This is a genomic window from Asanoa ishikariensis, assembly GCF_900107455.1.
Classification (GTDB): domain Bacteria; phylum Actinomycetota; class Actinomycetes; order Mycobacteriales; family Micromonosporaceae; genus Asanoa; species Asanoa ishikariensis.
The window spans coordinates 400,096-422,963 of record NZ_FNQB01000004.1; the positions used below are offsets into that span (position 1 = coordinate 400,096).

Here is a 22,868-nt window from a genome sequence, read left to right on the forward strand (position 1 = left end):
TTCGTGGTGACGTCACCGACGGGGGTTCGTCAGTGTCGCCAGGTTGTGTTCGGCGAGCTGGTGGCCGGCGGCGGCGGCCTCGCGGTACCACCGTTTCGCCTCGTCGGTGTCGCCCCGCCGGGCCGCGAGCAGGCCCAACCGGTTCATGGCCTCGGGATGGTGGTCGGCCAAGGCACGGCGAAACCAGTGCTCCGCCTCCTGGTCCCGGCCCTGGTCGTGGAACAGCAGCCCGAGCCGACATGCTGCGCGGGGATTGCCCGCGTCCACCGCCACCCGCTGCCAGCGCTCGGCCTCGGCGAAGTCGCCGCGATGGCGCAGCAGTTCACCTAGCTCGCTGGCCGGCATGAGCTGGCCCGCGTCGACGGCGATCCGCAGCCAATGCTCGGCCTCCTCGTCGCGGGCCAGGTCGACCAGCAGCGAACCCAGGTTGCCCGCGGCGCGCGCGTTCCCGGCCGTCGCGGCGGCCTGATGCAGCTCGACGGCTTTCGCGACGAGCCCGTGCTCCCAGGCGATGATGCCGAGCTCGGTCATCGCGTCGGTATGGCCGGCCGCGGCTGCGATCGAAAGATGGCGGTACGCCTTGACGAAATCGCCCTGCCTTCGCCAATGTGACCCGATCCGGTACGCGTCGTCGGTCGCGTCCGTGTCGGTCTCTTCAGCGAGCGGGGACACGGACCGCGCTCCGCACGCCCAGCCACCTCGCCAGTTCCACCGGACCGGCCGAACGCACCGCGCGGTGCAAGGCGCGCACGACCTCAGGACGGCTGGTCAACACCCGCGCCCCGTCCTCGTCACCGTTGCGGCGGCAGGCCAACGCCAGCCCCGCCCACTGCTCCGCCCGGTCCGGGTGCTCGACGAGCTGACGTTCATAACGGTCGATGGCGACCGCCCAGTCGCCGGCCACGTACGCGATGTCGGCCGGAGTCGCCTCGGCCGGCCGTTCCGCCCGCCCGTCGACGATCCGCCGGAACAGAGCCGGGTCGCGTAGCTGGATCTGCCGCGCTCTGACCCGGCCGCGTTCGCCGCTGAACTGGGTCCGTGCCACAGGACGGATCGTGTCGCCCACGGCATCGAGGTCCAGGCGCCGATCGTCGGCGTGGTGCCAGGCGGCGGCTAGCGCGTCGATCTCGGCCGCATCGGGGTGCAGGTTGAGCAGTCGCCACCGGAGCCAGTGGTCGGTCACGTCGTCGGCGGCGCTCGTCGCGTCGTCCGGCAGGTCCGGGTTCGGCCAGGACGCGACCTTGGCGCTCATCGCGCGGACGAAGCGCACGCCCTCGTCGGTCAGTAGGTCGGACTGCGTCAGGGTGTGCAGGGCGACCTCGACCTCACCGCGGGTACGCAGGAACTCGAACCGGGACTCCCGGTCGTCGCCGTTCTCCTGCCGGCGCCGCCAGAAGTCGCCGACGCCCATGAACGAGTAGGCGCCGTGCAGGATGCCGACCAGCGGGCGGGGATCGTCGCGCCACGGCGAGTACAGCAGCTCATTGCCCGAGGCCCGATGCAGCGGAATCAGTTCCAGCACCGCGTTCAGCATCGAGTGGAACAGCTCGTGGACGAGCGTGGTGGCGAACTTCTCCTCGTCGGCCGGGCGGGTGAGGAAGACGGCGCCGAACGCGTCGTTCGAGGTTATGCTCGCGCTCGCCAGGGCGGGCAGGTCAGCGAGCGGGATGAGCGAGCGCAGCGACTCGCCGGCCAGGCCGGCATGACGCGGATGCGACGAGACCAGCAGCGCCCAGGACCGCTCCAGCAGGTCCTGCCATCGGGCAAGCTCCGCGGTGGAGGCCCGCACGGCCAACGGTTCCAGGGTGTCGCGGTGCGGACTGAGGTCGTCGAGATCCGCGACGATGGTGCGTCCGTCGGCACTCGCGTGGAGCCGGCGCAGACCCCGCCAGCCGGGAGCGTCGCCGCTCGGGTCGGGCGGGATCGCCACCGTGCGGTCGCCCATGCGGACAACCGTGCCGGCCGGCTCGATCCGGATCGTCGCCGGATCGAACGCGTTCTCGTCCGCCAGGTGGGCCACCCCGAGCGTGGGCAGCATGACCTCACCCCGGCGCAGGGGCACGGTGACCTCTGCGGGGTGCCCCGCGCGGATCGCCGCGGCGGCGGCGACGGCGGCGATTTGTCCCACCACGACTCCGAGCGGCACGTCGTCCGCATCGGTCGTGGTGTGCAGCCGCCGCAGGCAGTGCGACAGCCAGGCACCGACCTGCGGATGGCCCAGCACCATCGTCACCGCCGTCGCGTCCGTCCGCTGCACCGCCGTGAGCAGCGCGATGTGCTGCCGCACCTCCGGGTGGGCGACGGCGGTGTCGTCGGCCAGTGCCCGTAGCTGCAGGAACCGCTTGGTCAGTTGGCCGTTCCGGAGGAGCCGGTACGTCTCGGGACGCGCGGCTCCGGCGGCGAGCGAGTCGAAGTCAGCACCGGAGAGGCCCAACGAGGTCAGCTTCATGCGGGACGCTCCACAAGGTCGCGCAGGTCGGTCGTGACGCGGTCGTTGATGTGCGTGATCAGGGTGAACAGGTCCGGGCAGTACACGGACGGGTTCAGGAACCCGCTCCCGGCGCGGTACCGGTGTGGGAAGTAGCCGGCGCCACAGACGTCGCGTACCGCGCATCGCTGACAGGTGTCGCACAGGGCCGACATGCCGACCTGGCGGGACACCGTCATGGGATGGTTCAGGGCGTCGTCGAAGGTGTGACGGAAGACGTCCAGCCCCGTCTCCGGCGCCCCCGGGAACGTCGCCTTCAAGGTGTCCACCTGTTGGATCGAACCGTCCGTGTCGACCACCACGAGCGCGCGCGGCTCGAGCCCGATCGTCTCCACCTGGCCATGGCCACCAAGGAGGAGGTACAGCATGGAGTTGAGGAAGCGGATCCGGGTCTCCTGTCGGGGAGCGCCGTACCAGCGGTCGAACACGGCGATCAACCAGTCCGCGTACGGTGTGGCGGCCGGATCGGCGGTGCGGCCCGGCGGCGGCGCGTCCCAGGTGCCGTGTGGAAGCAGGAAGTCCACCAGCGGCGGCTCGAACGACAGCAGCGTCTCGTAGGTCTCGACCGGGGGGTTTTCCAGGTCGATCGTGCACAGGAGGTGGGAGAAGAGCCGGCGGTAGCGATCCTGGCGTAGCCGCTCGATCCCGCGGACCACAGCGTCGTAGCTCTCCCGGCCGCTGGCGTCACGGCGGTGCCGGTTTCCGCTGCGGTTCCCGTCCAGGCTGATGCTCACCATGACATCCAGGTCCAGCAGGCGATCCAGCACCCGGTCGGTCAGCAGGGTGCCGTTCGTCTGCATCCGGAACGTCAGGTCGACCCCGGCGGGCGTCGCGTGCCGGATGGCGTCCACCGCGTGCGCGATGCCGTCCGGGCCGGCCAGCAGCGGCTCCCCACCGTGCAGGACGATGTTGACGGCGCCCAGGTCGTGTGCGGCGGCGTGCTCGCCAATGCGGCGGGCCGTCTGCTCGACGGTCGCTGTCGACATGCCGCGTGGGCGGTCCCGCCAAGACCGGTCCGCCATCTCGTAGATGTAGCAGTAGTCGCACGACAGGTTGCACCAGCCGTGCAGCTTGAGAATGAACTGCTGGAACGGGTACGGCTGCCAGATCCGCGCCGCGCGTACCGAGGCCATCCACGAGTCGGTCGGCCACTGGACCGGAACTGTCATCTGCCCTCCACGATGGAATGGTGGGCCGCGGAGAGCCACGGCCCAGCCGCTCGGCGGTTGGTCCGTCAGCTTCCGTGGGCAGCGAAGCCGAGGGTTGCCGTCCGGCCCATGTTTCGGGCGGCCTGGACCGCGGTGGCGAGGACCGAGTCATCCGACGTCATCAGCTCGACGAGGTCGGCCTGCTCGATGACGGGCAACGCGGATGCGAAACTGGCCACCTTGGCGGCCACCTCGGTGGGCGCGAGTTGCTCACCCGCGATGGTGACTCCGGCGACCGCGGCGGTGACGGCCAGTGCGGCACCACCGACGGCGACTGGCTTCTCGATGTGCGACCTCATGGAGAACCTCCTCATAGTCCTGTGCGTACGGGACATCGTGAAGTCGATGATCGCCGCCCAGGGTTGTGAGGCCGTTGTGAAGCCGTTGTCGCCCGCCAGCTCGAAGGAACTATGAGACTCCGTGGTGGATCTGGACGCCGGCCTCTGCCATCGCCTTGATGATCTGGGCGGACTCGCCGAAACCGATGAGGAGCACGCCGTCGGGCTTGGTGGTCTTGATCTGGCTGGCGCCGGTGCTGAAGTCGATGTCCGGCGCACCGGGCGTCGGCGGCTCGTACTCCATCGTCTCGACCTTGTCGGTCGGGAACCCGGCCTTCTCCAACTCGGAGATGACGTTCTCCTGGAGGCCGGTGCCGTACGAGTCGTCGCGCGCCACGATCGCGAGCTTGTGCGGGCCGTCGCGGAGGATGACGTCGGCCAGCGCGCGGCCTTGCAGGATGTCGGACGGCGAGGTGCGGAAGAACAGGCCCTTGTCGTCGATCGTGCTGAGCCCGGCGTCGGTGTTGCAGGGTGAGAAGAGGATCAGGCCGGCCTTGACCACGTCGGGCAGCACCTCGCGGGAGATGCTCGACGCGCCGGCCCCGATGATCACGCTGACCTTGGCGGCGACGTGCTTGGCCACGGTCTCCTTCGCGACGTCCGGGTTGGTGCCGTCGTCGCCGGGCACCCACTGCACGTCCTTGGCGAACACACCGCCGGCCGCGTTGACCTCCTGGATGGCGAGCGCCGCGCCGGCCTCCATCGGCGGGTTGGCCAGGGCCAGGTCGCCGGTCTCCGGCAACAGCCCGCCGATCTTCAGCGCCTGCACGTCGCGCGCCGGCACCGCTCGCGGCGGCTTCTTCGTGGAAGTGGTCGACTCGTCGCCCGCGCCGACGTACTCCGTCTTGCTGTCGTCGAGCTTGTCCTCGGGTCCGAAGTGGAGCGTCGCGTAGCTCGCGGTGGACGGCTCGCCCGCGTCGGTGAACCCGCCGCGGGTCAGCGAGATCCCGCGGTAGTTGAGGTCGGTGCCCGCACGCGCGAGCGCCAGGCAGTCGGCCACGGCCGTGCACTCGGTGCCGCCGGTGGTGATCGAGTTGATCTGGCGGGCGATCGTGCGCGGGTCGTTGCTGCCGGCCTGTTCCGCGGCGAGCGTGCTGATCACCACGGCGTCGTAGGTCTCGCCCGCGAACAGGTAGTCGGTCAGGCCGGGGTGCACCGCGTTGAGCCGCGACTTGAAGTCCTCGGACAGCGGGGTGAGCGGGGTGGTCCCCTTCATCCCGGCCAGCAGTCCGGCCTGGTTCGAGAACTCGTCACCGAACGTGTTGATCATATTTCCGTCGGTGCCGTACAGCCGCGTGAGGCCGGCGGTCGTGCCGCTGTCGGCGCCCTGCGGCGGCGTTCCCTGCTGGCAGGCGGCGACGGTCAAGAGCAGCGTGGCGGACATGGCGGTGGCCAGCCCGCGCGCTCCGGTGGAGACGTGCATGGGGTTGTGTGTCCTTCCTCCCCCAGGTCAGAACCGGGAAAGCCTGCCACATTCAATATGTTGCATGCCGTTCGCGGAGGTACTGCCGCGTAACAAGGACCCGCAGGTCAGAGCGCGTACGCTTGCCCGCGGTTCGGGACGGTGCACCGCGTGATCGGGACGGAGGCGGACGGAGATGCCGAAAGCTGGCGCCAGGGCGGCGCTCCTGCTGTTCCTGGTCGGCTGCATCAGCCTGGCCTTGGGCGCCTGTTCCAGCGTCAAGGCCGCGCCGACGGACCGCCAGGCGGCCGTGACGCCGTCGTTGGCCCCGTCTCCGTCGAAGTCGCCGGCCGCGCACACCCCCTCGCCGAGCCCCACGGTCATCCGGGTCGGGAACGCCACTCCCGCACCACGCTGGCTGGGAACGCGCGTCCTCACCACGGGCGTGGCAAAGCCCACACCGCCCGAGCTCCGCAACCGTTCGATCATCACGGTCGACGACCTGCCACCGCCGGCGGACGGCCGCTTCCACGCGACGAACCGCGCCGTCCCGGCCGACGTCCTGGCCAGGTCCACCTGGACCAAGGGCTGCCCGGTGGCCGCGACCGACCTGCGCTACCTGACGGTCGGCTTCCGGGGCTTCGACGGCCGCGCCCACACCGGCGAACTGCTGGTCAACGCCAAGGCGGCCAACGACCTGATCAAGGTGTTCCGCCAGCTCTTCGCCGCGAACTTCCCGATCGAGCGCATGCACATCTCCAGCGCCGCCGACCTGAACGCGCCGTCGACCGGTGACGGCAACACCACGGAGGCGTTCGCCTGCCGGCCGGTACGGGGTCAGAGCGCGTGGTCGCAGCACTCGTACGGGCTCGCCGTGGACGTCAACCCGTTCCAGAACCCGTACCAGAAGGGCAAGGTCGTGCTGCCGGAGCTGGCCACCTCGTACCTAGACCGGGCCAAGTCCCGGCCCGGCATGGTGGCCCACAGCAACGCGGCGGTGAAGGCGTTCGCCTCGGTCGGCTGGCAGTGGGGCGGCGACTACCGCTCGCTCAAGGACTACATGCACTTCTCCGCGAACGGCGGCTGAACCCGGTCAACCGACGCGTGAACGGCGGCGGGACCGGGCGAGCGAGACGGCGACCGGCGCGAGCGACAGCGCGACGATGCCGACGAGGATGAGCTCGATGTGGTTGTGGACGAACGCGACCTGGCCGAGGAAATAGCCGACCACGGTCACGCCGCAGCCCCACAGGACCCCGCCGAGCACGTTGAACAGGACGAAGGTCCGGTACGGCATCCGGCTCGCGCCGGCCACGATCGGCGTGAAGGTGCGGACCACCGGGATGAACCGCGCCAGCACGATCGACCGGCCGCCGTGTCGCTGGAAGAAGGCTTCAGCCCGGTCGAGATTCTCGCGCTTGAACAGGCGAGAGTCCGGGCGGCGGAAGATCCGGGGTCCGGCACGCCTGCCGAACAGGTAGCCGACCTGGTCGCCCGCGATCGCGGCGACGGCGATCAGGACACAGGCCAGCCAGAGCGACAGGTGCAGGTAGCGGCCGTCGGCGATCAGCAAACCGACGGTGAACAGCAGCGAGTCGCCGGGCAGGAAGAAGCCGATCAACAGGCCGGACTCGGCGAACACCGCGCCGAGGACGCCGGCGACGCCCAGTGTCGAGATCAGCCACTCGGGGTTCAGCACGTTCATCGCGGGACCCTCCGCCCAAGTCGGGTGCCGGCAGCGACGACTCCGACGGCGGCCACGGCCACCAGGAAGCTGGCCAGCACATCGGCCGGATAGTGCACGCCGACCCAGATGCGAGCGAGTCCGACCAGCGCCGCACCGACGAGCAGCACCGCGCCCCAGGTCCGGTCCAGGAACCAGCCGATGGCCAGCGCCAGCGCGAACGCCGCGGTCGCGTGGTCACTCGGCAAGGACGTGCCGGGGGCGTGCGCGATCAGTTGGTGCACCTGGTGCGACTGGAACGGACGTTGCTCGAGGCCGAAGCCGGACAGGACGGCGCCCAGAAGAAAGGCGACGACCAGCACGGCACCGACCTGACCCACCTGCTGGTATTCGCGCCGGCGCAGCGCCAACCACGCCCGGGCGGCGCCGGCCGCGAACAGGAGCACGATCAGCCAGATCGCGGCAAACTCGATGGGGTCGTCAACGGCGTCGACGCGGCCGGCCATCGAGTTGATCGCCTGGAAGAGCGTGTAGTTCACACCAGCAAAGCTCCTACAAGTTGTAGGTGCTGTCAACTCCGCCGCGCGACGTAGACGACGTCCGTCGACACCGCCGCGTGCGGCACGAGCCGCGTCGCCGTGTCCAGCGCACGAGCCAACGGCCGGGACCAGCCATGGCGGTACGCGCCCGCGGGCGCCACTCCGAAGCCGAATCGGTCGATGACGGTGAAGCCGTGTCGTTCGAGGAGGTTTCCGACGTCCCGATGCGACAGCTCGGCGAACCACCGCTCGCCGCGGTGCCGGCGTCGGCCCAGCGCGCGCAGCGACCCGCTCGGCCCGTGGTTCTCGACCAGCACGAAGCCGCTCGCGCGGTGGGGCAGCGCCCGCACCGCGAAATCGAGTGCCGCGGCGCGACCCTCGGGCGGTGCGTTGAGGAGGAACCGGAACAGGGTCACGAGCGCCGGTGTGCCCGTCGCCGCCGGCGTAGCGGGGACGCCGTCCTCGACCAGATGGAACTCCGCGGCGGGCAGGCGTGCCCTGGCGCGGGAAAGCATCGTCACCGAGGTGTCGTAGCCGTGCGCGGACGCCGTCAGGCCTTCGAACATCGCCAGCGACCGACCCGAGCCACAGGCGAAGTCGTGCTGGGTCGGTCGCGCGTCCCCGAACGCCTCGCGAACCCACCTCCGTAGGCGCGATCGCTGGCGTCGGTCGACGCCGGCCGCCCAGCCTCCCGCCGCGAACACCTCCTTGTCGTAGCGGGCCGCCGCGGCGGCGTCGTGGAACACGTTCGCGTAGTCGCGCATGGTTAGCACCCTTTCGACAGCTTCCTCCTACAACGTGTAGGTGCTAGGTTCGTTACGGACAGGCCCACCAACCGTTGGGCACACCGTGACGACAGAGGTGGATCGATGGCGGTGACCGCAGGCGCGGGCCGGCGACCCCATGGCTCGCTCGAAGCGGAGGTGCTGGCCACGCTCGCCGCCGCGTCCGAGCCGATGAGTGCCTCCGACGTCCAGCGGGCACTGCCGCACGATCTGGCGTACAACACGGTCCAGACGATCCTGATCAGGCTCCTCGAGAAGGACGCCGTGCAGCGCCGGCCGGAGGGGCGCGGCCACGTCTACTGGCTCCGGCACACCGAGGCCGCCGAGGCGGCGCGCACGATGCGGTCGACCCTCGTGGGCCGGCCGGACCGCGCCGCCGTGCTCCAGCAGTTCGCCGCCGGCCTCGACGACGCCGACGCCGAGGTGCTGCGCGCGTTGCTCGCCGAGCCGGAGTCGCCGTGACCTTCGCCGTTTACCTGCCCGCCGTGCTGTCGCTGCTGCTCGTCGCGGTGTCGAAAGCCGCAGCCCGGCATACGTCACCCGCGGCGGTGGCCCGAGGGCTGACGTTGGCCGCCGCCGGGGCGGCAGCCGCGTACACCTTCTGCCTCGGTCTGCTGGCGCTGACCCTGCTCGATGACCTTCCGCCGTTGGCGGCCTTCGACCGCGTGCCCGGCCTGCCGAAGCCGGTGCCCGGACCGATCGCGCTGGTCGCCGCCGCCCTGGTCGCCTGGGGTGCCCTACGGCTCTTCCGAGATGTGCGAACCCGACGCGACACCTACCGCCGGCTCCGGAAAGCCGGCGCGCCAGGCCCGGCCGGCCTGGTCGTCGCCGACTGGGAGGCGCCACACGCCGTCGCCGTGCCCGGCCGGCCAGGGCACGTGCTGATCACGACCGGGCTGCTCCGCGGCCTCGACGGGCGGGAACGCGAGGTGGTGCTGGCCCACGAGCACGCCCACCTGCGGCACGGCCACCACCGCCTGATCGCGCTCGCCGCCGGTGCCGCCGCGGTCAACCCGCTGCTGGTGCCGTTGCGAGAGGCGGTGGCCCATCACTGCGAGCGCTGGGCCGACGAAGAGGCCGTGCGGAGGGTCGGCGATCGCGGCCTCGTCGCGCGGTGCGTTGCCAAGGCCGCTCTGGCGACCAGGCCGGTGCTCGCGCTCGGTGGGTCGAGCGTGGTCGGGCGTGTGCGCGCGCTGCGGAGTCCCGAGCCGAGCGGCCGTTGGACCCGGTTGGCCGGTCCGGCCGCGATCCTCGTCGTCATCGCGGCCGTCACGGCGACCGCGGCGGTGGAGTTCGCCGCCGTTGCCGTCGCGTGGCTCAACGTCGTGTGACTCCCAGCGCCACCGGACGAATCCGGGCCGGCCACGGCCAGGGTGACGCTCACCTGGCCGGCCACCGCGTGCCGGGTGAGCTGACCGCGCTGCTGGGCCGGTCCGGATCCGGGAAGACCACTCTGCTGCGGATCATCGCCGGCTTCGAACGGCCCGACACCGGTGCCGTCGTCCTCGGTGACCGACCGGTGGTCGGCGTTCCACCGGAGCGCCGCCGGATCGGCTATGTCACCCGGGACGGCAACCTCTTCCCGCACCTCACCGTCACGGGCAACATCACCTTCGGGCTGCCCTGGCGGTCCGGCAGGAGGGCCCGCCGAGTGCGGCCCGATCCACCTCACGGCCCGCTGGCCCACCGACCTGCTGCCGGAGGAACGAGCCGCCATCCGCGTGCGCGTGCGTGGCGCCGCCGTGTCACATCAGGTCTGGAGGAGACCGCTGGGACTCAGCCGGGCGGTTCGTGCGCGCTGGCCACCGCTTCCGGGCGGGTGAGTCGGCCGCCCTTCGCGAAGACCGCGTCGAAGGCCGCCCCACCCAGCGCCTCCCGCAGCAGCCCCGTCAGCACGGCCTCCCGCTGGCGCAGCGACGGATACACCCGCAGCCCGGCCCGCCGCCGCAACCCGTCGGCCGCGCCGGCCAGCAACGCCGCCCGCTCGGGATTGCCTTCCGCGAACACCAACTGCGCGAACGTCGCCAGGCACAACGTCACGAGCTGCGTGCTGTAGGCCGCAAGGCTCAGCTCGAGCCCGTCGTCCAGCAGCATGCGCGCGTTCTGCTTCTCACCGCGCACCAGGGCGAGGCCGGCCAGCAGAACCTGGGCCGTCGCCGCCAGCCAGGCGTTGTCGAGCCGCATCGCCCAGTCGTACGCGTCGCGCAGGTGGCCCAGCGCCTCGTCCTGACGGCCGGTGCTCGTCTCCAGCGAACCCGCGGTGAGCGCCGACGACGCCGTACCCAATGGCTCGTCCTGGGGTTGGAACTCCGCCAGCGCGGCCAACGCCTCCCGCAGCGCGCCCTCGATGTCGCCCATCATCGTCGACGTCCATGCCATCGACAGCAGGGTCGCGGCATGCAGGTACGGGTCCTCGATCTGCGGCAGCAGCGGCGCGAGCTGGGCGCGGTGGGCCAGGGCCGCCTGGTCGTCGCCCACCTCCCGGGCCGTCACCGTGGCGGTCCACAGCAGCTCCGCCCGCGCCTGGGGATCCAGCGACTCGGCGGTCGGCAGGAGCTGGTCCACCCAGGCGCGGGCGTCGGCCAGGTGGTCGCGCTGCGACCAGAACGGCCACAGGACCCGGTAGAGGTGGGGGAGTGGACGTTGGTCGTGGGCCAGGTGCCAGCGCACCGCGGCGGCCAGGTTGCCGGCGTCGGCCTGGAGCCGCTCGACCCAGTCCCGTTGCCCGACACCGCGCAGCGGGCGGTCGGCGCTCATGGCTAACGCCGCGTACGTCTGCGCGTGCCGGCGCTGGATGTCGGCGGCGTCGGGGCGGGCCATCAGCCGCTCGGCGACGAACATGCGCACGGTCTGGAGCATCCGGCAGCGCGTGCCGACGTCGGCGTGGTCGAGCTGCACCAGGCTGTGCCGGACCAGCGCGTCGGTCAGGTCGAGCGCCTCGTCCTCGCTGATGCCGGCCACCTCGGCCGAGGCCGCGATGGTCCAGCCGTCCACGAAGACGGCAGTGCTCTCCAGCAGCGAACGCTCGGCGGCGTCGAGCAGGTCCACACTCCACTCGACGGCGGCCCGCAGGGTGCGCTGCCGCTCGGGCAGGTCCATCGCGCCCGTTCCCAGCGCGTCCAGCGAGGTTTGCAGGCGTTCCAGCAGGGCAGCGGGACTGAGCAGCCGGGTACGCGCGGCGGCGAGCTCGATCGCCAGCGGCAGGCCCTCCAGCCGGCGGCAGATCTCGGCCACCGCCACCGCGTTGTGCGGGGTGAGGGCGAAGTCGTAGCGCACCGCCCGCGCCCGGTCGACGAACAGCCGCACGGCCGGCGATTCGGCCAGCTCCTCGATCGGCATGGCGGCGGGGTCGGCGGGCAGCTCCAGCGGCGGCACCGCGTACTCGCGTTCGGCCCGCAGCTCCAGCACGGTCCGGCTGGTCGCGACGATCGTCAGGCCGGGGCACCGGGTGAGCAGGTCGCCGAGGTCGGCGGCCGCGCCGACCACCTGCTCCAGGTTGTCGAGGACCAGCAACCAGCGTTCGTCGCCGAGCTGGCCCGCCAGGGCGGTCGTCGGTGACGCCGCGCCCGCGAGGTCCGCGCCGACCTGCCGCGCGATGCCGGCCACCACCTGGTCCGGCTCGGTCACGTCGGCCAGCGGCACGAACACGACGCCCGCGCTGAAATGGTCGCGGAGCCGTTCGGCGGCCGCGACCGCCAGCCGGGTCTTGCCTACCCCGCCCGGACCGGTCAACGTCAGCAGCCGCACGTCCGGCCCTTCGAGCAGGCCGGCCACCTCGTCGATGGCCAGTTCGCGCCCCACCAGCGACGTCCGCCCCACCGGCAACGGCTGCGCGCCGCCGCGGGCGCCCGGGGTGGTCTTGGCAGCGGCGAACCGCTCGCTCAGCAGGACCGCGAGGTCGATGCTGACCAACCGGTTGAGCTCGTCAGAGGTACGGAATTGGCGGAAGGTGACCAGCGCCTCGTCGCCGATGCGGGTGATCAGCTCGGCGAGCCGGGGGTCGCGGTCCGGCGCGGGGACCTTGACGTAGACGAGCCGCGGCATGTCCCTGGCGAGCTCGAACTCGTCCTCCAGCCCCGAGACGTCCATCTCGGGCCCCATCCATCCGTACTGCTCCCAGTAGAGGCCGACGAAGATGTCACTCTGCGCCAGATAGGCCTGGTAGACCGCTCTGGGCGGATGCGGGCGCGCGCCCTGCTCGAACATGACCGGGATGAGCCGCAGCGCCTCGATCGCCCGGCCCACGACCACGCGCTCGGCGGCCAGTTCGCTCAGCGTCGAGCTGACGAAGACCCGTACACGCTGATCCGGGGTGCGGATCACTGAGTCGGACTGCCCCACCGACCCAGTCTCGTGCCTTACCGGAAGGTAAGAGCGGCCTTTCCGTACAGTCCGGTAACCGTCACCTCGGGACCATGTCTTCGGACATCGACCGGACGCCATATTGGGCGCATGAGGAGTTCGCGGATACTGGTCGCCGCCACAGCGACCGCGTTGGCCCTGGCGGGCTGCGTTCCACGGTCGTCGCAGAGCGAGCGGGAGACGGAGCCCGACGCTCCCGCGCCGGCGGCGGTCACCGAGATCCAGATCAACAAGTCCTACTGGTACGCGGGTTTCAAGGTCACGTTGAACACCGCGCGGGTCGTCGCGTCGTCCTCGGGCGGGGGCAAGTCGGTGACGATCGAGGGCGTCTTCCAGAACCTCAGCCCTGAGAACGAGGGCTCGCCGACCGAGGAGGCGTTGCTGACCGTCGGCGACCGCACCTATGCCGAGCTGGACAACCCGTTGCTGGACCTGCCCGAGGTCCCGGCGCAACGCAGCCAGCCCGGCACGTACGCCTTCGCGGTCGACGAGCACTTCGTCCTCCCCGAGGCGGTGCTCATCGTCGGTCAGCCGACGAACCGGCAGGCGACCGTGCCGTTCAGCGGCCCTGACGGGTTGGTCGCGCTGGAGCCCGTGCCGGTGCCGGTCACGGGGAAGGTCCAGCGGACGAAAGCCGGCAGCGTGTTCATGAGCGTGTCCGGGGTGGAGGTGCGGTCCGACGAGCCGCTTCTGCACCAGCAGGCCCCGACCGGCCAGGAGTTCCTGCGGCTGGCCTTCTCGGCCACGAACAACACCGCCGCCGGCTTCGCCTGGGTGTTCGACCGAGACCTGCAGCTCAAGCTGCCCGATGGCACCTCGGTCGGCACCGACAACAACTGCAGCCGGGCCCAGATCTACCCGCCCCCGTACGCCACGGCCGACGGTGGACTCGCCTGCTTCCTGGTCCCCGCCCCGGCGAACGGCACGTATTCGCTCAGTTGGGACCGGTACGAGAAGGGCGCGCTGCGCGTACCCGTGGATTGACGATCGTTAGAATGCGTCGATGACGCTGGACGCCGGTGGCGCGACGCAGCGGACCGGCGCGCCGGCGCCGGTCCTGCAGCCGGGCGACCCGCGCCGGGTGGGCGGGGTCCGGCTGCTCGGGCGCCTCGGCGAGGGCGGCATGGGTGTCGCGTTCCTCGGCCGGCTCGACGACGGCCGCCTGGTGTGCGTCAAGCTGATCAGGGCGGAGTACGCCCGGGACGCCCGCTTTCGGGCCCGCTTCGCCGCCGAGGCCTCGGCCGCCCGTCGCGTGGCGCGCTTCTGCACCGCCCAGGTTCTCGACGCCGGTGTGGACGGCGACCTCGCCTACCTCGTCACCGACTACATCGAGGGGCCGACGCTCACGGCGGCCGTGCGGCAGGACGGCGCCATGCGTGGGTCCACACTGGACAGTCTGGCGATCGGGATCGCTGCCGCGCTCAATGGCATCCACGCCGCGAGCGTCGTCCACCGGGATCTGAAGCCGAGCAACGTCCTGCTGTCGCGGGTCGGCCCGAAGGTCATCGACTTCGGCATCGCCCGCGCGCCGGACGCGGAGGAAAGCCTGACCGAGTCCGGACACGTCGTCGGCACGCCGGCCTACATGGCGCCCGAGCAGTTCCGTGGTGTGGTCACCACCGCCACCGACGTCTTCAGTTGGGGCGCGGTGGTCGCCTTCGCGGCGAACGGTCGGCCGCCGTTCGGTTCCGGTGCTCCGTTGGAGCTGATGCACCGCGTCGTGTCGGATCCGCCCGCGTTCGGCGCGCTGGAGCGGCCGCTGCGCGACCTCGTCGCCCAGGCCCTCGACAAGGAACCGGCGCGGCGGCCGACCGCTCGGGCGCTCCTGCTCGCGCTCATCGGCGACGCCGGCGACCCGATCGACGCGAGCTCACGGATCCTCTCGACACAGTGGACACCGCCGACGCGGGTCGATGACAGCGGCGTGGCCGGGCCGCTGCTCGATCGCCCTCTGGTCGAGCGGGGGCCGTCCCGTCGGCGTCTGCTGGTGGGGTTGGTCGCGGCGGGGCTGGTCGCCGCCGTCGCCGTCACCGTGGCCCTGTCGGTGCGGGACGACAACGGCGACAAGAATCGCGGCCGGTCCAGCGGTCCGTCGGTCTCGGCGTCGAACGCGCCCACCGGCTCGCCGCCCGCAGGCTCCGCGCCCACGGGGTCCTCGCCCACCGGCTCCGCGCCCACGGGCTCCGACCCGGTTGCCGAGCCCACGGAGATCGAGCTCGGCGCACGGCTCCCGGCGCAGGGTTTGGTCGCACTCGGGGTGGGCGAGCGGCGCGCTTACCGCCTCCACGTCGACACCGCCGTCGACGTGTACGTCACGGGCGAAAGCTGCTCCGACCTCGTTCCCTGGGGTCTCTTCAACTCAGAGCGCGGCATCGTCAGCTCCGGCACCCTCTGCGGGCAGCGCGGCCCCTACGCGCTGACCCCGGGCGACTACGAGCTTCGCGTCGGAGGCGACGGCGTCGGTGGCAAGTTCGCCGTGCGGTTGACCAGCCGATGAGCGCCTGGCTGGAGGTGTGGGGCACCGCCGGCGCCTCGATGGTCCCGCTCGACGGTGACCGGATCACCCTCGGCAGCGCCGATTCCAACGACCTGGCCGTGCCCACTGACCGCCGCCTCTCCAGGCTGCACGCGGTGTTCGAGCGGTACCCGGCCGGCTGGTCAGTGCGCGACCTCGGCTCCCGCAACGGCACCTTCGTCAACGGCCAGCGCGTCTGGCACGAGCGCGTACTCGCCGACGGTGACGAGATCCGCGCCGGCGGTTCCCGGTTCGTGCTGCGCTCCGGCCGCGTGCCAAAAGCGCAGGCCACCGAGGCGGGTGCACCGGCGCCGGAGCTGACCAACCGCGAACGGGACGTCCTCGTGCAGCTCTGTCGACCGTTGCTGGCCGGCGCGATGTTCACCGAACCCGCCTCCAGCCGGGAGATCGCCGCCGCGCTGGTCGTCACCGAGGCGGCGGTGAAGCAGCACCTGCTGCGCCTCTACGACAAGTTCGGCATCGTCGTTGACGGGGAGAAGCGGCGCGTACGCCTGGCGAACGAGGCGATGGCCCGCAACGCCATCACCCGCGCCGATCTCTCTTGACCGGTGCCCACGGGATTTCGGGGCTCTGCGACGATCAGCCGGTGGAGGACAACACACGGCAGCGGCGGACGGCCGCGCTCCGGGGCTGTGACCGCATTCTTTCCGGCATCCGGCCCCCGACGATGCGGGAACACCTGGCGGTCCTGGACGAAACCGGCCTGCTGGACGACGAGCCCGACTTCTACGGCGGCGGGCCGATGGCCACGCTCGAGGAACGGGTGGCCGAGCTCCTGGGCACCGAGGCCGCCGTGTTCTTCCCGACCGGCACGATGGCCCAGCAGGTCGCGCTGCGCTACGGCGCCGACCACAGTGGTCGCGATGCTGTCGCGCTGCACCCGCTCGGTCACCTGGAGAAGCACGAGCGGCACGCGTACAACCAGCTCACCGGCCTGCGCGCCGTCTGGCCCACGACCGAGCCGCGCAACCCCACCGCCGACGAGATCGCCGCGCTGGCCGAGCCGGTCGGCACCGTCCTGCTCGAGCTGCCGATGCGCGACGCCGGCTTCGTGCTGCCGTCGTGGGACGAGCTCGTCGCCGTGGCCGCCGCGACCGGGGCCGCCGGTGCGCGGCTGCACCTCGACGGCGCCCGCCTCTGGGAGTCGACCGTTCACCTCGAGCACCCGCTGCACGAGATCGCCGGCCTGGCCGACAGCACGTACGTCTCGTTCTACAAGACGATCGGCGCGATCAGCGGCGCGGCGCTGGCGGGCAGTGCTGACCTCGCCACGTACGCCCGCGTCTGGCGACACCGTTACGGCGGCATGGCTTTCCAGCAGTGGCCGGCCGTGCTGACCGCCCTCGCCGGTCTGCGGCGCGAGCTGCCGCTCATCCCCGGCTACGTGGCGCACGCGCGGACCGTCGCCGCCGCCCTGGCCGCGTTGCCCGGCGCGCGGGTCTATCCGGAGCCACCACACACCCAGCGGTTCCGCCTCTGGCTGCCCGGCACGGCCGAAGCGCTCAACGAGGCCGCGGTGACCCTGGCCGAGGAGGAGAAGATCTGGTTCGCCGCCGGCTGGCAGGACGCGGACGTGCCGGGGCTGGCGATGACCGAGATCACGGTCGCCGCACCCGGGCTCGACTGGACCGCCGACGACATCATCGAGGTCGGCGGCCGCTTCCTCGCCCGGGTCAGCCCTTCGTAGGCTGTTCGACGGCGGGCAACGTACTCAGGTCGAGGTTGAGCAGTTTGAGCAGGCCGTCGTTGCGGCGCGAGTCGACGATGTCCGGAAGCGTCCGGTCCACCCAGTCGGCCCGGTCGTCCTGACCCCGGGCGCGCAGTGCGTCGATGATGTCGCGCTTGTGGATCTGCATGGTCTGCTCCTCGGTGCGGAGTCGTGCGCGGATCCTGAGTCAGTTGGACCCGGACTGTTCCTGTCGCGAGGGTGCTATGGAAACGCGGACCCCACCGTGGATTTCCGTGACGATGAAACGCTCGCCGCCGCCCGTATCAGGCAGCATCGCGTCGTAGATCTCACCGTTGGTCACTTCAACGGTACCGCCGATGCGACCCAGGAGAACAATCAGCACGGCTCGTAAGTTGGTGTCGCTGAGGTATGCCACGGGACGCTCCTAGGGCTGGAGGGGCAGAAGCTGCGGCCCCCGGGAGCGCGGAGCAAGGCTTAGGCTCATCGTACGCCTGTTCGGCGCAGGTTGACCCCGGCCAGCGCGGGGGTGCGCCGGCCGGGGGATCGTCCGTCAGCTCTCGCGGCGCAGGCGTTCGGCGAGCCAGGCGACCGCCTGCGGATAGCGGTAGTCGATGCCGCCGTGCGCCGCCGGGAACAGCTCGAAGGCGATCTTTTCCGACGGGACGCCGACCCGCTCCAGGCCGTCCTTGAACGCCTCGGCACCCAGGTCGAGGAACCACTCGTCGCGGGTGCCGGCGTCGATCCAGACCGCGCGCAGCGAGCGAAGCTCGTCGGCGTACTTGTCGACCATGCGGATCGGGTCCCAGTCCAGCCAGCGCTGCCACAGCTCCGGGATGATCTCGCCGGAGCGCGGGTCGACCGGCAGCCGAGGTGTGCCGTCCGGGTCGGGGGAGAACGCCGCCGCACAGCCCAGGGTCAGGATCAGCACCATGTCCTCCTCCTTGGTGAAGGAGACCCGGCCCTGGAAGTCCTTCCACCACTTGAGGATGTCGTGGTCGTAGGCCCGCAGCGCCCGCACGGCCTTGGCGAACTCGTTGAGATAGCAGTACTCGTAGAGCGCGTCCCCGGCGTGCGTGGCCAGCGCCCCGAACAGGTCCGGACGCAGCATCGGCGTGATCATCGCACCGAAGCCACCGGACGACTTGCCACTGATCGCGCGCGACTCGCGGTCCGCGATGGTGCGGTAGTGGGCGTCCACCCAGGGCACGACCTCGTCACAGAGGTACGAGTGGTAGTTCCCGGTGCCGACCGAGTCGACGAACTGGGAGCCGCCGTACGCGGTCCACGCGTCGACGTAGACCAGGATGCAGCCGGGTGCCTGCCCACCGGCGAAGACCTGGTCCGCGGTCTCGACGAACGGCTGCCGGAACGGGGTCCGGTTGCCCCACATGGCCACCTGACCGGTGTAACCCTGGATCACATAGATGCTGGGATACCGCTCGGTCGACTCCTCGTACCCGGGAGGGGTGTAAACCCACAGCGGCCGAACGTGCGGGTCACCGAGCGGGTTGCCCCGCAACAGCTCCGACTCGATCGTCTCCTGATGGAGTGTCCCCGCAAGCTCACCGAACGTGACTGAAGAACTGGGCTGGCTCATGCCTTCTACTAGTAGCAGCTAGGCCCGGTTCACCAGGACTCGGGCGAGGACGAACGTGACCAGGCCCGCGACCACCACCGTGAGCAGGCCTACGCGCAGGCTGGCCTGGTCGGCGACGAGACCGACCAGTGGTGGCGAGAGCAGGGAGCCGCCGCGCAGGAGCCAGCTCACGATGGTCAGGCCCGTACCCGGTGGGAGCCCTGGCAGTTCGTCGGCCGTGTGCATGGCCGCCGGGATCAGGGTCGCGACGCCGAGCCCGGCGAGGGCGAAGCCGGCCAGTGTGGTGCCGACCGACGGCATCGCCAGCGCCGCGCCCATGCCGAGTGCGGCCAGCGCCCCGCCGGTGCGGACGACGGTGCGCTGCCCGAAGCGGTCGACGAGACGGTCACCGGCGAGCCGGCCGACCGTCATGGCGACCTGGAGGGAGACGACGGCCAGGCCGGCGACGGCGGCGCTGGTGTGCAGGTCGCCGCTCAGGTAGATCGCGCCCCAGGACGCCCCGGCGTCCTCGACGAGTGCGCCGCACGCGGCGAGCACGCCGAGCACGGCCAGCATCTTGACCGCGACGCCGGTGTAGGACCGTCCACCGTGGACAGGGGTCGGGTCGCGGTGCTCGTCGGGACCCGGCAGCAGGAACCGGTAGGCGACCAGGGCGACGGCGCTGAACAACGCCGCCGAGATGCTCAGGTGCGCGGCCAGCGGCAGGTGCAAACCGGCGGCCGCCGCACCCATCAGGCCGCCCAGCACCGCGCCGATGCTCCACAGCCCGTGAAGCGAGTTCACGATGGATCGTTTGTAACGGCGTTGCACACGCAGGCCGTGCGCGTTCTGCGCGACGTCGACGATCGCGTCGAGGGCGCCGACGACGAAGAGCACGGCGGCGAGGGTGAGCCAGTTCGGCGCCACGGCGACGGCGAGCGTCACGATGGTGGTGATCACGATGCCGTAGGCGGCCACCCGCGAGGACCGGAACCGGCGGATGGCGGCACCGGCGAGCAGCCCGGCGAGCAGGGCACCGATCGGGTACGCCGCCAGCGCGGTGCCGAGGACCGTGTTGCTCAGGCCCAGGTCGGCCTTGAGCTCGGGGTAGCGCGGCACGACGTTGAAGAACACGGCGCCGTTGGTGAGGAACAGCGCGGCCACGGCGGCGCGGGCGTGGCGGTCCTGCCGGGTGGGTGCGCCGGGCAGGGTGGGGCGGGCGGTGACAGCGGACATCGACATCCGATCGGGGTGCGGCGGGCTCAGCGCAGGAGGCGGTGGATGGCGTGCCGGATCTGCTCGGGCGTCATCGGGTCGGTGGACAGGGCGCTGTGCAGCACGAGCCCCTCGATGAGGGCGTCGAGCTCGCGGGCGGTGGTGGCGTCGAAGTGGCGTTCCAGCGCCCGGCGGCTGCGCCCCATCCAGGCCTGGGTCACGGCCTTGAGAGCGGGGTTGCGCGCGGCCGCCACGTATAGCTCGACGGTGAGCACCAGGTCGTGCGCGGAGCCGAGCAGGTCGTCGGCGACCAGCGAGATGACGGCCTCGACCGCCGCGTCCCGATCCGGTGCGGCGCCGAGCCGCTCGTCGAAGACGTCGGCCACCGACGACGCGTGCCGGGTGAACGCCTCGGCGAGCACCTCGTCCAGCGACGCGAAGTGATAGGTCATCGAGCCCAGCGGCACGTCCGCGGCACGGGCGATCTCGCGGTGCGTCGTGCCGGCGACGCCGCGCTCGGCGATGACGGCGATCGCGGCGTCCACCAAGCGGTCGCGCCGCCCGGGATCGTGCCGCCGCGGCCTTCGTGCGGTGCCGTTCACGTCGGGATCGTCCGGATCACGCGGGCGGGGTTGCCCACCGCGACCACGTTGGCCGGCAGGTCGCGGGTGACCACGGTGCCGGCGCCGACCACGGTGTTCGCGCCGATCGTGACTCCGGCCAGCACGATGGCGCCGCTGCCGAGCCACACGTTGTCGCCGATCGTGATCGGCTGGGCGGCCTCCCACTTGGCCCGGCGCAGCTCCGGGTCCACCGGGTGCGTCGGCGTCAGCAACTGCACGTTCGTGCCGATCTGCACGTCGTCGCCGATGGTGATCGGCGCGACGTCCAACGCGACGAGGCCGAAGTTGGCGAACGACCGCGCACCGATCCGGATGTGGCTGCCGTAGTCCACCCGCAGCGGCGGCCGGACCACCGTGTCGGCGCCGACCGCACCCAGTAGCTCGGCGAGCAACCGCCCGCGCGCTCCAGGATCCCGGGCCGAGGTCGCGTTGTACGCGTCCATCAGGTCCATCGCCCGCAGGTTGTGCTCGGCCAGTTCTGGGTCGTCGGCGATGTAGAGGTCACCGGCGAGCATCCGCTCCCGCATGGACCGGCCGTCGTTCTCGAGCGCCATGCGTACGAGCGTACATATGATGTGTACGGATGTACATAGCGGTCGGGTGGGCTAACGTGCGTCAATGGCCACCCACATCCAGAACCACGACCTGCCAGGCAACGCGACCTCTCGGACGTTCCTCGGGCGCGACCACGGCGGAGTGCCGGTCTCGTTCTTCATCCAGGCAAGCCCCACGGGCCACGGCCCGGAGCCGCACACCCACCCGTACGCGGAGGTGTTCGTCCTGCACGAGGGTTCGGGAACGTTCCTGGCCGGCGAGGAGACGATCGAGGCCGAGGCGGGCTCGGTCGTCGTGGTGCCCGCCGGGGAGGTCCACGGCTTCAAGGCGTCGTCCACCGGCCCGCTGCGAATGACCTGCATCCACACGAGCGACGCCATGACGACGCAGTGGGTCTAGACGAGCTCTGACCGGTTGAAGGCGGCCGCGAGGTGGGCGATGCCGTACTCGAAGGCGTCGTCGACCGAGCCCCCGAGCTTGAAGGCGCCGGCCAGTTCCATGCTGACGAAGCCGTTCGCCCAGGCGGTGATCGTGCGCGCGGCCGACAGGGCGTGTTCCGGCCCGGCCAGTTTCTCGGCGATCCGGAGCAGGGGAGCGACGGCGCTGGCGAACGCGTCCTGCCGCGGCTGGCCCGCGTCCGGCCCCCAGCCGAAGATCAACCGGTAGCCGGCCGGGCGTTCGTGCGCGAACGCCCGGAACGCCCGGGCCAGTGAAGCCAGGTCGGCCCGGGCGTCGGCGTTGCCGTCCAGGGCCTGGAGCCGCGCCCCGAGGTCGAGGATCGTGGCCTCGGTGACCAGGCCGATCAGGTCGTCGCGGCTGCGCACCCGCTTGTAGAGCGACGGTGCGCGCACGCCGACCCGGTCGGCGACCGCCTGCATGGTCAGCCGGGCGAGTCCCTCCGACTCCAGGATCTCGCGGGCGGCCGCGACGATCTGATCAAGGGACGTCCGTTCAGGCGTCGGCATCGGCGATCTCCAAGATCTTTCGTGATAGCTATTGCTCGTAGCCATGATGGCTATGTATCGTAGCTATCGTAAACGACGTACCCGATCATCTGGAAGGGGTGGACCGTGAAGCTCGGTTCTCACCTGCACCGCATTGGCAACGACATCGTGGCGGTCTACCTGATCGACACCGACGAGGGCGTGACGGTCATCGACGCCGGGCTCGCCGGGCAGTGGAACGAGCTGACCGCCGAGCTCGCGACCATGGGTCGGTCACTCGCCGACGTCCGCGGCGTCATCCTCACCCACGGTGACACCGACCACATCGGCTTCGCCGAGCGGCTCCGCCGTGAGCGCGGCGTCCCGGTCTACGTGCACGGAGCCGACGCCGCCCGCGCCCGTGGCGAGTTCAAGTCCAAGGCGAGCTGGGGCAGCTTCAAGATCGGCGCGCTGTCGAAGTTCCTCTGGTACGCGAGCACGCACGGCGGCCTCCGCACCACCTACCTGACCGAGGTGGTCGAGGTCCAGGACGGTCAGGTGCTCGACCTGCCCGGCGCGCCGCGGATCATCGGGCTGCCGGGTCACTCGCCGGGCAGCATCGCGGTCTACTCGCCGGTCGCCGACGCGGTCTTCGTCGGGGACGGGCTCACCACCCGCCACGTGCTCACCGGCCAGAACGGACCGCAGCCGGCCCCGTTCACCGACGACCCGCAGGAGGCCGCCGCGTCGCTGAGCCACCTGGAGGGCCTCGACGCGACCTGGGTGCTCCCGGGCCACGGCACGCCCTGGAACGGCGGCGTCAGGGAAGCGATGCGCCAGGTCAAGGCAGCCGCCGCGGCACGCGGTTAGTGCCCTGTCTCGTGGATCATGCTCGAAGGAGCCGACGTGTTCTCCCATATGCGTACATGGAAGAGCATGTGGGC

The 22,868-nt window shown here is 71.3% G+C and carries 25 protein-coding genes and 1 pseudogene; 10 read left to right on the plus strand and 16 right to left on the minus strand.

The genetic code is table 11. The features are described from left to right. Nucleotides 1-12: 12 nt before the first annotated feature. The 5 genes from BLV39_RS34415 to BLV39_RS34435 all read right to left on the minus strand — a co-directional run bounded on the left by BLV39_RS34415 (nucleotide 13) and on the right by BLV39_RS34435 (nucleotide 5,457). Entirely contained in the window at nucleotides 13-672 is a 660-nt protein-coding gene (locus BLV39_RS34415) for a tetratricopeptide repeat protein (RefSeq protein WP_090801511.1), read from the minus strand. Next, nucleotides 656-2,449 (minus strand): HEXXH motif domain-containing protein, encoded by a 1,794-nt coding sequence (locus BLV39_RS34420; protein WP_090801515.1) that lies wholly within the window; start codon nucleotides 2,447-2,449, stop codon nucleotides 656-658. The genes BLV39_RS34415 and BLV39_RS34420 overlap by 17 nt, the downstream gene beginning before the upstream one ends. Then, a complete protein-coding gene (locus BLV39_RS34425; RefSeq protein WP_239083535.1) occupies nucleotides 2,446-3,657 on the minus strand; it encodes an FxsB family cyclophane-forming radical SAM/SPASM peptide maturase in 1,212 nt (403 codons plus the stop codon). The genes BLV39_RS34420 and BLV39_RS34425 overlap by 4 nt, the downstream gene beginning before the upstream one ends. 65 nt (nucleotides 3,658-3,722) lie before the next feature. Beyond that, the gene (locus BLV39_RS34430) at nucleotides 3,723-3,995 is read right to left on the minus strand and encodes a hypothetical protein (protein WP_090801518.1); all 273 of its coding nucleotides are present in this window, start codon (nucleotides 3,993-3,995) and stop codon (nucleotides 3,723-3,725) included. A 109-nt stretch (nucleotides 3,996-4,104) separates the two neighbouring features. Further along, on the minus strand, nucleotides 4,105-5,457 hold the full coding sequence (locus BLV39_RS34435) for an ABC transporter substrate-binding protein (RefSeq protein WP_090801521.1): 1,353 nt from the start codon (nucleotides 5,455-5,457) through the stop codon (nucleotides 4,105-4,107). A gap of 175 nt (nucleotides 5,458-5,632) precedes the next feature. On the opposite strand from BLV39_RS34435, the gene BLV39_RS34440 reads away from it, so the two are divergent. Then, complete coding sequence (locus BLV39_RS34440) at nucleotides 5,633-6,523, plus strand: M15 family metallopeptidase (protein WP_090801525.1); 891 nt, start codon at nucleotides 5,633-5,635, stop codon at nucleotides 6,521-6,523. A gap of 6 nt (nucleotides 6,524-6,529) precedes the next feature. On the opposite strand, the gene BLV39_RS34445 is transcribed toward BLV39_RS34440, so the two are convergent. The 3 genes from BLV39_RS34445 to BLV39_RS34455 are packed head-to-tail and all read right to left on the minus strand — an operon-like array spanning nucleotide 6,530 to nucleotide 8,423. Next, a complete protein-coding gene (locus tag BLV39_RS34445; RefSeq protein WP_090801528.1) occupies nucleotides 6,530-7,141 on the minus strand; it encodes a DedA family protein in 612 nt (203 codons plus the stop codon). Then, nucleotides 7,138-7,659: a phosphatase PAP2 family protein gene (locus BLV39_RS34450; RefSeq protein ID WP_090801531.1), complete on the minus strand. Its 522-nt coding sequence runs from the start codon at nucleotides 7,657-7,659 to the stop codon at nucleotides 7,138-7,140. Before BLV39_RS34450 ends, BLV39_RS34445 begins: the two co-directional genes overlap by 4 nt. Nucleotides 7,660-7,691: 32 nt before the next feature. Then, a complete protein-coding gene (locus tag BLV39_RS34455) occupies nucleotides 7,692-8,423 on the minus strand; it encodes a class I SAM-dependent methyltransferase (protein WP_090801534.1) in 732 nt (243 codons plus the stop codon). 105 nt (nucleotides 8,424-8,528) lie between these two features. On the opposite strand from BLV39_RS34455, the gene BLV39_RS34460 reads away from it, so the two are divergent. From BLV39_RS34460 to BLV39_RS44495, 3 genes and pseudogenes are all read left to right on the plus strand, one after another. Continuing rightward, nucleotides 8,529-8,906, plus strand: coding sequence for a BlaI/MecI/CopY family transcriptional regulator (locus tag BLV39_RS34460; protein ID WP_090801537.1), 378 nt, complete (start codon nucleotides 8,529-8,531; stop codon nucleotides 8,904-8,906). Continuing rightward, nucleotides 8,903-9,775, plus strand: a complete 873-nt coding sequence (locus tag BLV39_RS34465; RefSeq protein ID WP_090801539.1) for a M56 family metallopeptidase — start codon at nucleotides 8,903-8,905, stop codon at nucleotides 9,773-9,775. The genes BLV39_RS34460 and BLV39_RS34465 overlap by 4 nt, the downstream gene beginning before the upstream one ends. 68 nt (nucleotides 9,776-9,843) lie before the next feature. Then, nucleotides 9,844-10,086: pseudogene (locus BLV39_RS44495) on the plus strand (ATP-binding cassette domain-containing protein); the annotation flags it as partial. Nucleotides 10,087-10,220: 134 nt separating this feature from the next. On the opposite strand, the gene BLV39_RS44500 reads toward BLV39_RS44495, so the two are convergent. After that, nucleotides 10,221-12,785 (minus strand): DUF4062 domain-containing protein, encoded by a 2,565-nt coding sequence (locus BLV39_RS44500; protein ID WP_239083534.1) that lies wholly within the window; start codon nucleotides 12,783-12,785, stop codon nucleotides 10,221-10,223. Nucleotides 12,786-12,896: 111 nt separating this feature from the next. On the opposite strand from BLV39_RS44500, the gene BLV39_RS34480 reads away from it, so the two are divergent. From BLV39_RS34480 to BLV39_RS34495, 4 genes are read left to right on the plus strand one after another with little or no spacing between them, the layout of a single operon-like run. Further along, nucleotides 12,897-13,790 carry a hypothetical protein gene (locus BLV39_RS34480; protein ID WP_090801546.1) on the plus strand — a complete coding sequence of 298 codons (894 nt, stop codon included), beginning with the start codon at nucleotides 12,897-12,899 and terminating at the stop codon, nucleotides 13,788-13,790. Nucleotides 13,791-13,809: 19 nt separating this feature from the next. Beyond that, on the plus strand, nucleotides 13,810-15,303 hold the full coding sequence (locus BLV39_RS34485) for a serine/threonine-protein kinase (RefSeq protein WP_090801549.1): 1,494 nt from the start codon (nucleotides 13,810-13,812) through the stop codon (nucleotides 15,301-15,303). Further along, complete coding sequence (locus tag BLV39_RS34490; RefSeq protein ID WP_090801552.1) at nucleotides 15,300-15,887, plus strand: FHA domain-containing protein; 588 nt, start codon at nucleotides 15,300-15,302, stop codon at nucleotides 15,885-15,887. Before BLV39_RS34485 ends, BLV39_RS34490 begins: the two co-directional genes overlap by 4 nt. Before the next feature lie 41 nt (nucleotides 15,888-15,928). Further along, nucleotides 15,929-17,029: a threonine aldolase family protein gene (locus BLV39_RS34495; RefSeq protein WP_239083533.1), complete on the plus strand. Its 1,101-nt coding sequence runs from the start codon at nucleotides 15,929-15,931 to the stop codon at nucleotides 17,027-17,029. Here the strand turns inward: BLV39_RS34495 and BLV39_RS34500 are convergent. The 6 genes from BLV39_RS34500 to BLV39_RS34520 form a co-directional block, all read right to left on the minus strand. Continuing rightward, nucleotides 17,016-17,198, minus strand: coding sequence for a hypothetical protein (locus BLV39_RS34500; protein ID WP_090801555.1), 183 nt, complete (start codon nucleotides 17,196-17,198; stop codon nucleotides 17,016-17,018). The two genes, BLV39_RS34495 and BLV39_RS34500, sit on opposite strands and share 14 nt — an antisense overlap. A 39-nt stretch (nucleotides 17,199-17,237) precedes the next feature. Further along, the gene (locus BLV39_RS42640) at nucleotides 17,238-17,447 is read right to left on the minus strand and encodes a hypothetical protein (protein WP_143050017.1); all 210 of its coding nucleotides are present in this window, start codon (nucleotides 17,445-17,447) and stop codon (nucleotides 17,238-17,240) included. A 135-nt stretch (nucleotides 17,448-17,582) separates the two neighbouring features. Further along, entirely contained in the window at nucleotides 17,583-18,629 is a 1,047-nt protein-coding gene (locus BLV39_RS34505; RefSeq protein ID WP_090801558.1) for an alpha/beta hydrolase, read from the minus strand. 18 nt (nucleotides 18,630-18,647) lie between these two features. After that, the gene (locus BLV39_RS34510; RefSeq protein WP_090802826.1) at nucleotides 18,648-19,844 is read right to left on the minus strand and encodes an MFS transporter; all 1,197 of its coding nucleotides are present in this window, start codon (nucleotides 19,842-19,844) and stop codon (nucleotides 18,648-18,650) included. Nucleotides 19,845-19,870: 26 nt separating this feature from the next. Next, complete coding sequence (locus BLV39_RS34515; protein WP_090801561.1) at nucleotides 19,871-20,425, minus strand: TetR/AcrR family transcriptional regulator; 555 nt, start codon at nucleotides 20,423-20,425, stop codon at nucleotides 19,871-19,873. After that, complete coding sequence (locus BLV39_RS34520) at nucleotides 20,422-21,000, minus strand: sugar O-acetyltransferase (RefSeq protein ID WP_090801564.1); 579 nt, start codon at nucleotides 20,998-21,000, stop codon at nucleotides 20,422-20,424. The genes BLV39_RS34515 and BLV39_RS34520 overlap by 4 nt, the downstream gene beginning before the upstream one ends. A gap of 64 nt (nucleotides 21,001-21,064) precedes the next feature. Between BLV39_RS34520 and BLV39_RS34525 the strand changes: the two genes are divergently transcribed. Next, nucleotides 21,065-21,400, plus strand: coding sequence for a cupin domain-containing protein (locus BLV39_RS34525; protein ID WP_090801567.1), 336 nt, complete (start codon nucleotides 21,065-21,067; stop codon nucleotides 21,398-21,400). On the opposite strand, the gene BLV39_RS34530 is transcribed toward BLV39_RS34525, so the two are convergent. After that, the gene (locus BLV39_RS34530) at nucleotides 21,397-21,966 is read right to left on the minus strand and encodes a TetR/AcrR family transcriptional regulator (protein WP_090801570.1); all 570 of its coding nucleotides are present in this window, start codon (nucleotides 21,964-21,966) and stop codon (nucleotides 21,397-21,399) included. The two genes, BLV39_RS34525 and BLV39_RS34530, sit on opposite strands and share 4 nt — an antisense overlap. 105 nt (nucleotides 21,967-22,071) lie before the next feature. On the opposite strand from BLV39_RS34530, the gene BLV39_RS34535 reads away from it, so the two are divergent. Continuing rightward, nucleotides 22,072-22,794: an MBL fold metallo-hydrolase gene (locus tag BLV39_RS34535; RefSeq protein WP_090801572.1), complete on the plus strand. Its 723-nt coding sequence runs from the start codon at nucleotides 22,072-22,074 to the stop codon at nucleotides 22,792-22,794. Nucleotides 22,795-22,868: the final 74 nt, after the last annotated feature.

What these genes read in the sequence shown, in the direction of transcription:
- BLV39_RS34420 (WP_090801515.1), bottom strand. Translation starts at nt 2,449, where the DNA reads ATGAAGCTGACCTCGTTGGGCCTCTCCGGTGCTGACTTCGACTCGCTC.
- BLV39_RS34425 (WP_239083535.1), bottom strand. Translation starts at nt 3,657, where the DNA reads ATGACAGTTCCGGTCCAGTGGCCGACCGACTCGTGGATGGCCTCGGTA.
- BLV39_RS34430 (WP_090801518.1), bottom strand. Translation starts at nt 3,995, where the DNA reads ATGAGGTCGCACATCGAGAAGCCAGTCGCCGTCGGTGGTGCCGCACTG.
- BLV39_RS34435 (WP_090801521.1), bottom strand. Translation starts at nt 5,457, where the DNA reads ATGCACGTCTCCACCGGAGCGCGCGGGCTGGCCACCGCCATGTCCGCC.
- BLV39_RS34440 (WP_090801525.1), top strand. Translation starts at nt 5,633, where the DNA reads ATGCCGAAAGCTGGCGCCAGGGCGGCGCTCCTGCTGTTCCTGGTCGGC.
- BLV39_RS34445 (WP_090801528.1), bottom strand. Translation starts at nt 7,141, where the DNA reads ATGAACGTGCTGAACCCCGAGTGGCTGATCTCGACACTGGGCGTCGCC.
- BLV39_RS34455 (WP_090801534.1), bottom strand. Translation starts at nt 8,423, where the DNA reads ATGCGCGACTACGCGAACGTGTTCCACGACGCCGCCGCGGCGGCCCGC.
- BLV39_RS34460 (WP_090801537.1), top strand. Translation starts at nt 8,529, where the DNA reads ATGGCGGTGACCGCAGGCGCGGGCCGGCGACCCCATGGCTCGCTCGAA.
- BLV39_RS34480 (WP_090801546.1), top strand. Translation starts at nt 12,897, where the DNA reads ATGAGGAGTTCGCGGATACTGGTCGCCGCCACAGCGACCGCGTTGGCC.
- BLV39_RS34485 (WP_090801549.1), top strand. Translation starts at nt 13,810, where the DNA reads ATGACGCTGGACGCCGGTGGCGCGACGCAGCGGACCGGCGCGCCGGCG.
- BLV39_RS34490 (WP_090801552.1), top strand. Translation starts at nt 15,300, where the DNA reads ATGAGCGCCTGGCTGGAGGTGTGGGGCACCGCCGGCGCCTCGATGGTC.
- BLV39_RS34500 (WP_090801555.1), bottom strand. Translation starts at nt 17,198, where the DNA reads ATGCAGATCCACAAGCGCGACATCATCGACGCACTGCGCGCCCGGGGT.
- BLV39_RS34505 (WP_090801558.1), bottom strand. Translation starts at nt 18,629, where the DNA reads ATGAGCCAGCCCAGTTCTTCAGTCACGTTCGGTGAGCTTGCGGGGACA.
- BLV39_RS34510 (WP_090802826.1), bottom strand. Translation starts at nt 19,844, where the DNA reads ATGTCCGCTGTCACCGCCCGCCCCACCCTGCCCGGCGCACCCACCCGG.
- BLV39_RS34520 (WP_090801564.1), bottom strand. Translation starts at nt 21,000, where the DNA reads ATGGCGCTCGAGAACGACGGCCGGTCCATGCGGGAGCGGATGCTCGCC.
- BLV39_RS34525 (WP_090801567.1), top strand. Translation starts at nt 21,065, where the DNA reads ATGGCCACCCACATCCAGAACCACGACCTGCCAGGCAACGCGACCTCT.
- BLV39_RS34530 (WP_090801570.1), bottom strand. Translation starts at nt 21,966, where the DNA reads ATGCCGACGCCTGAACGGACGTCCCTTGATCAGATCGTCGCGGCCGCC.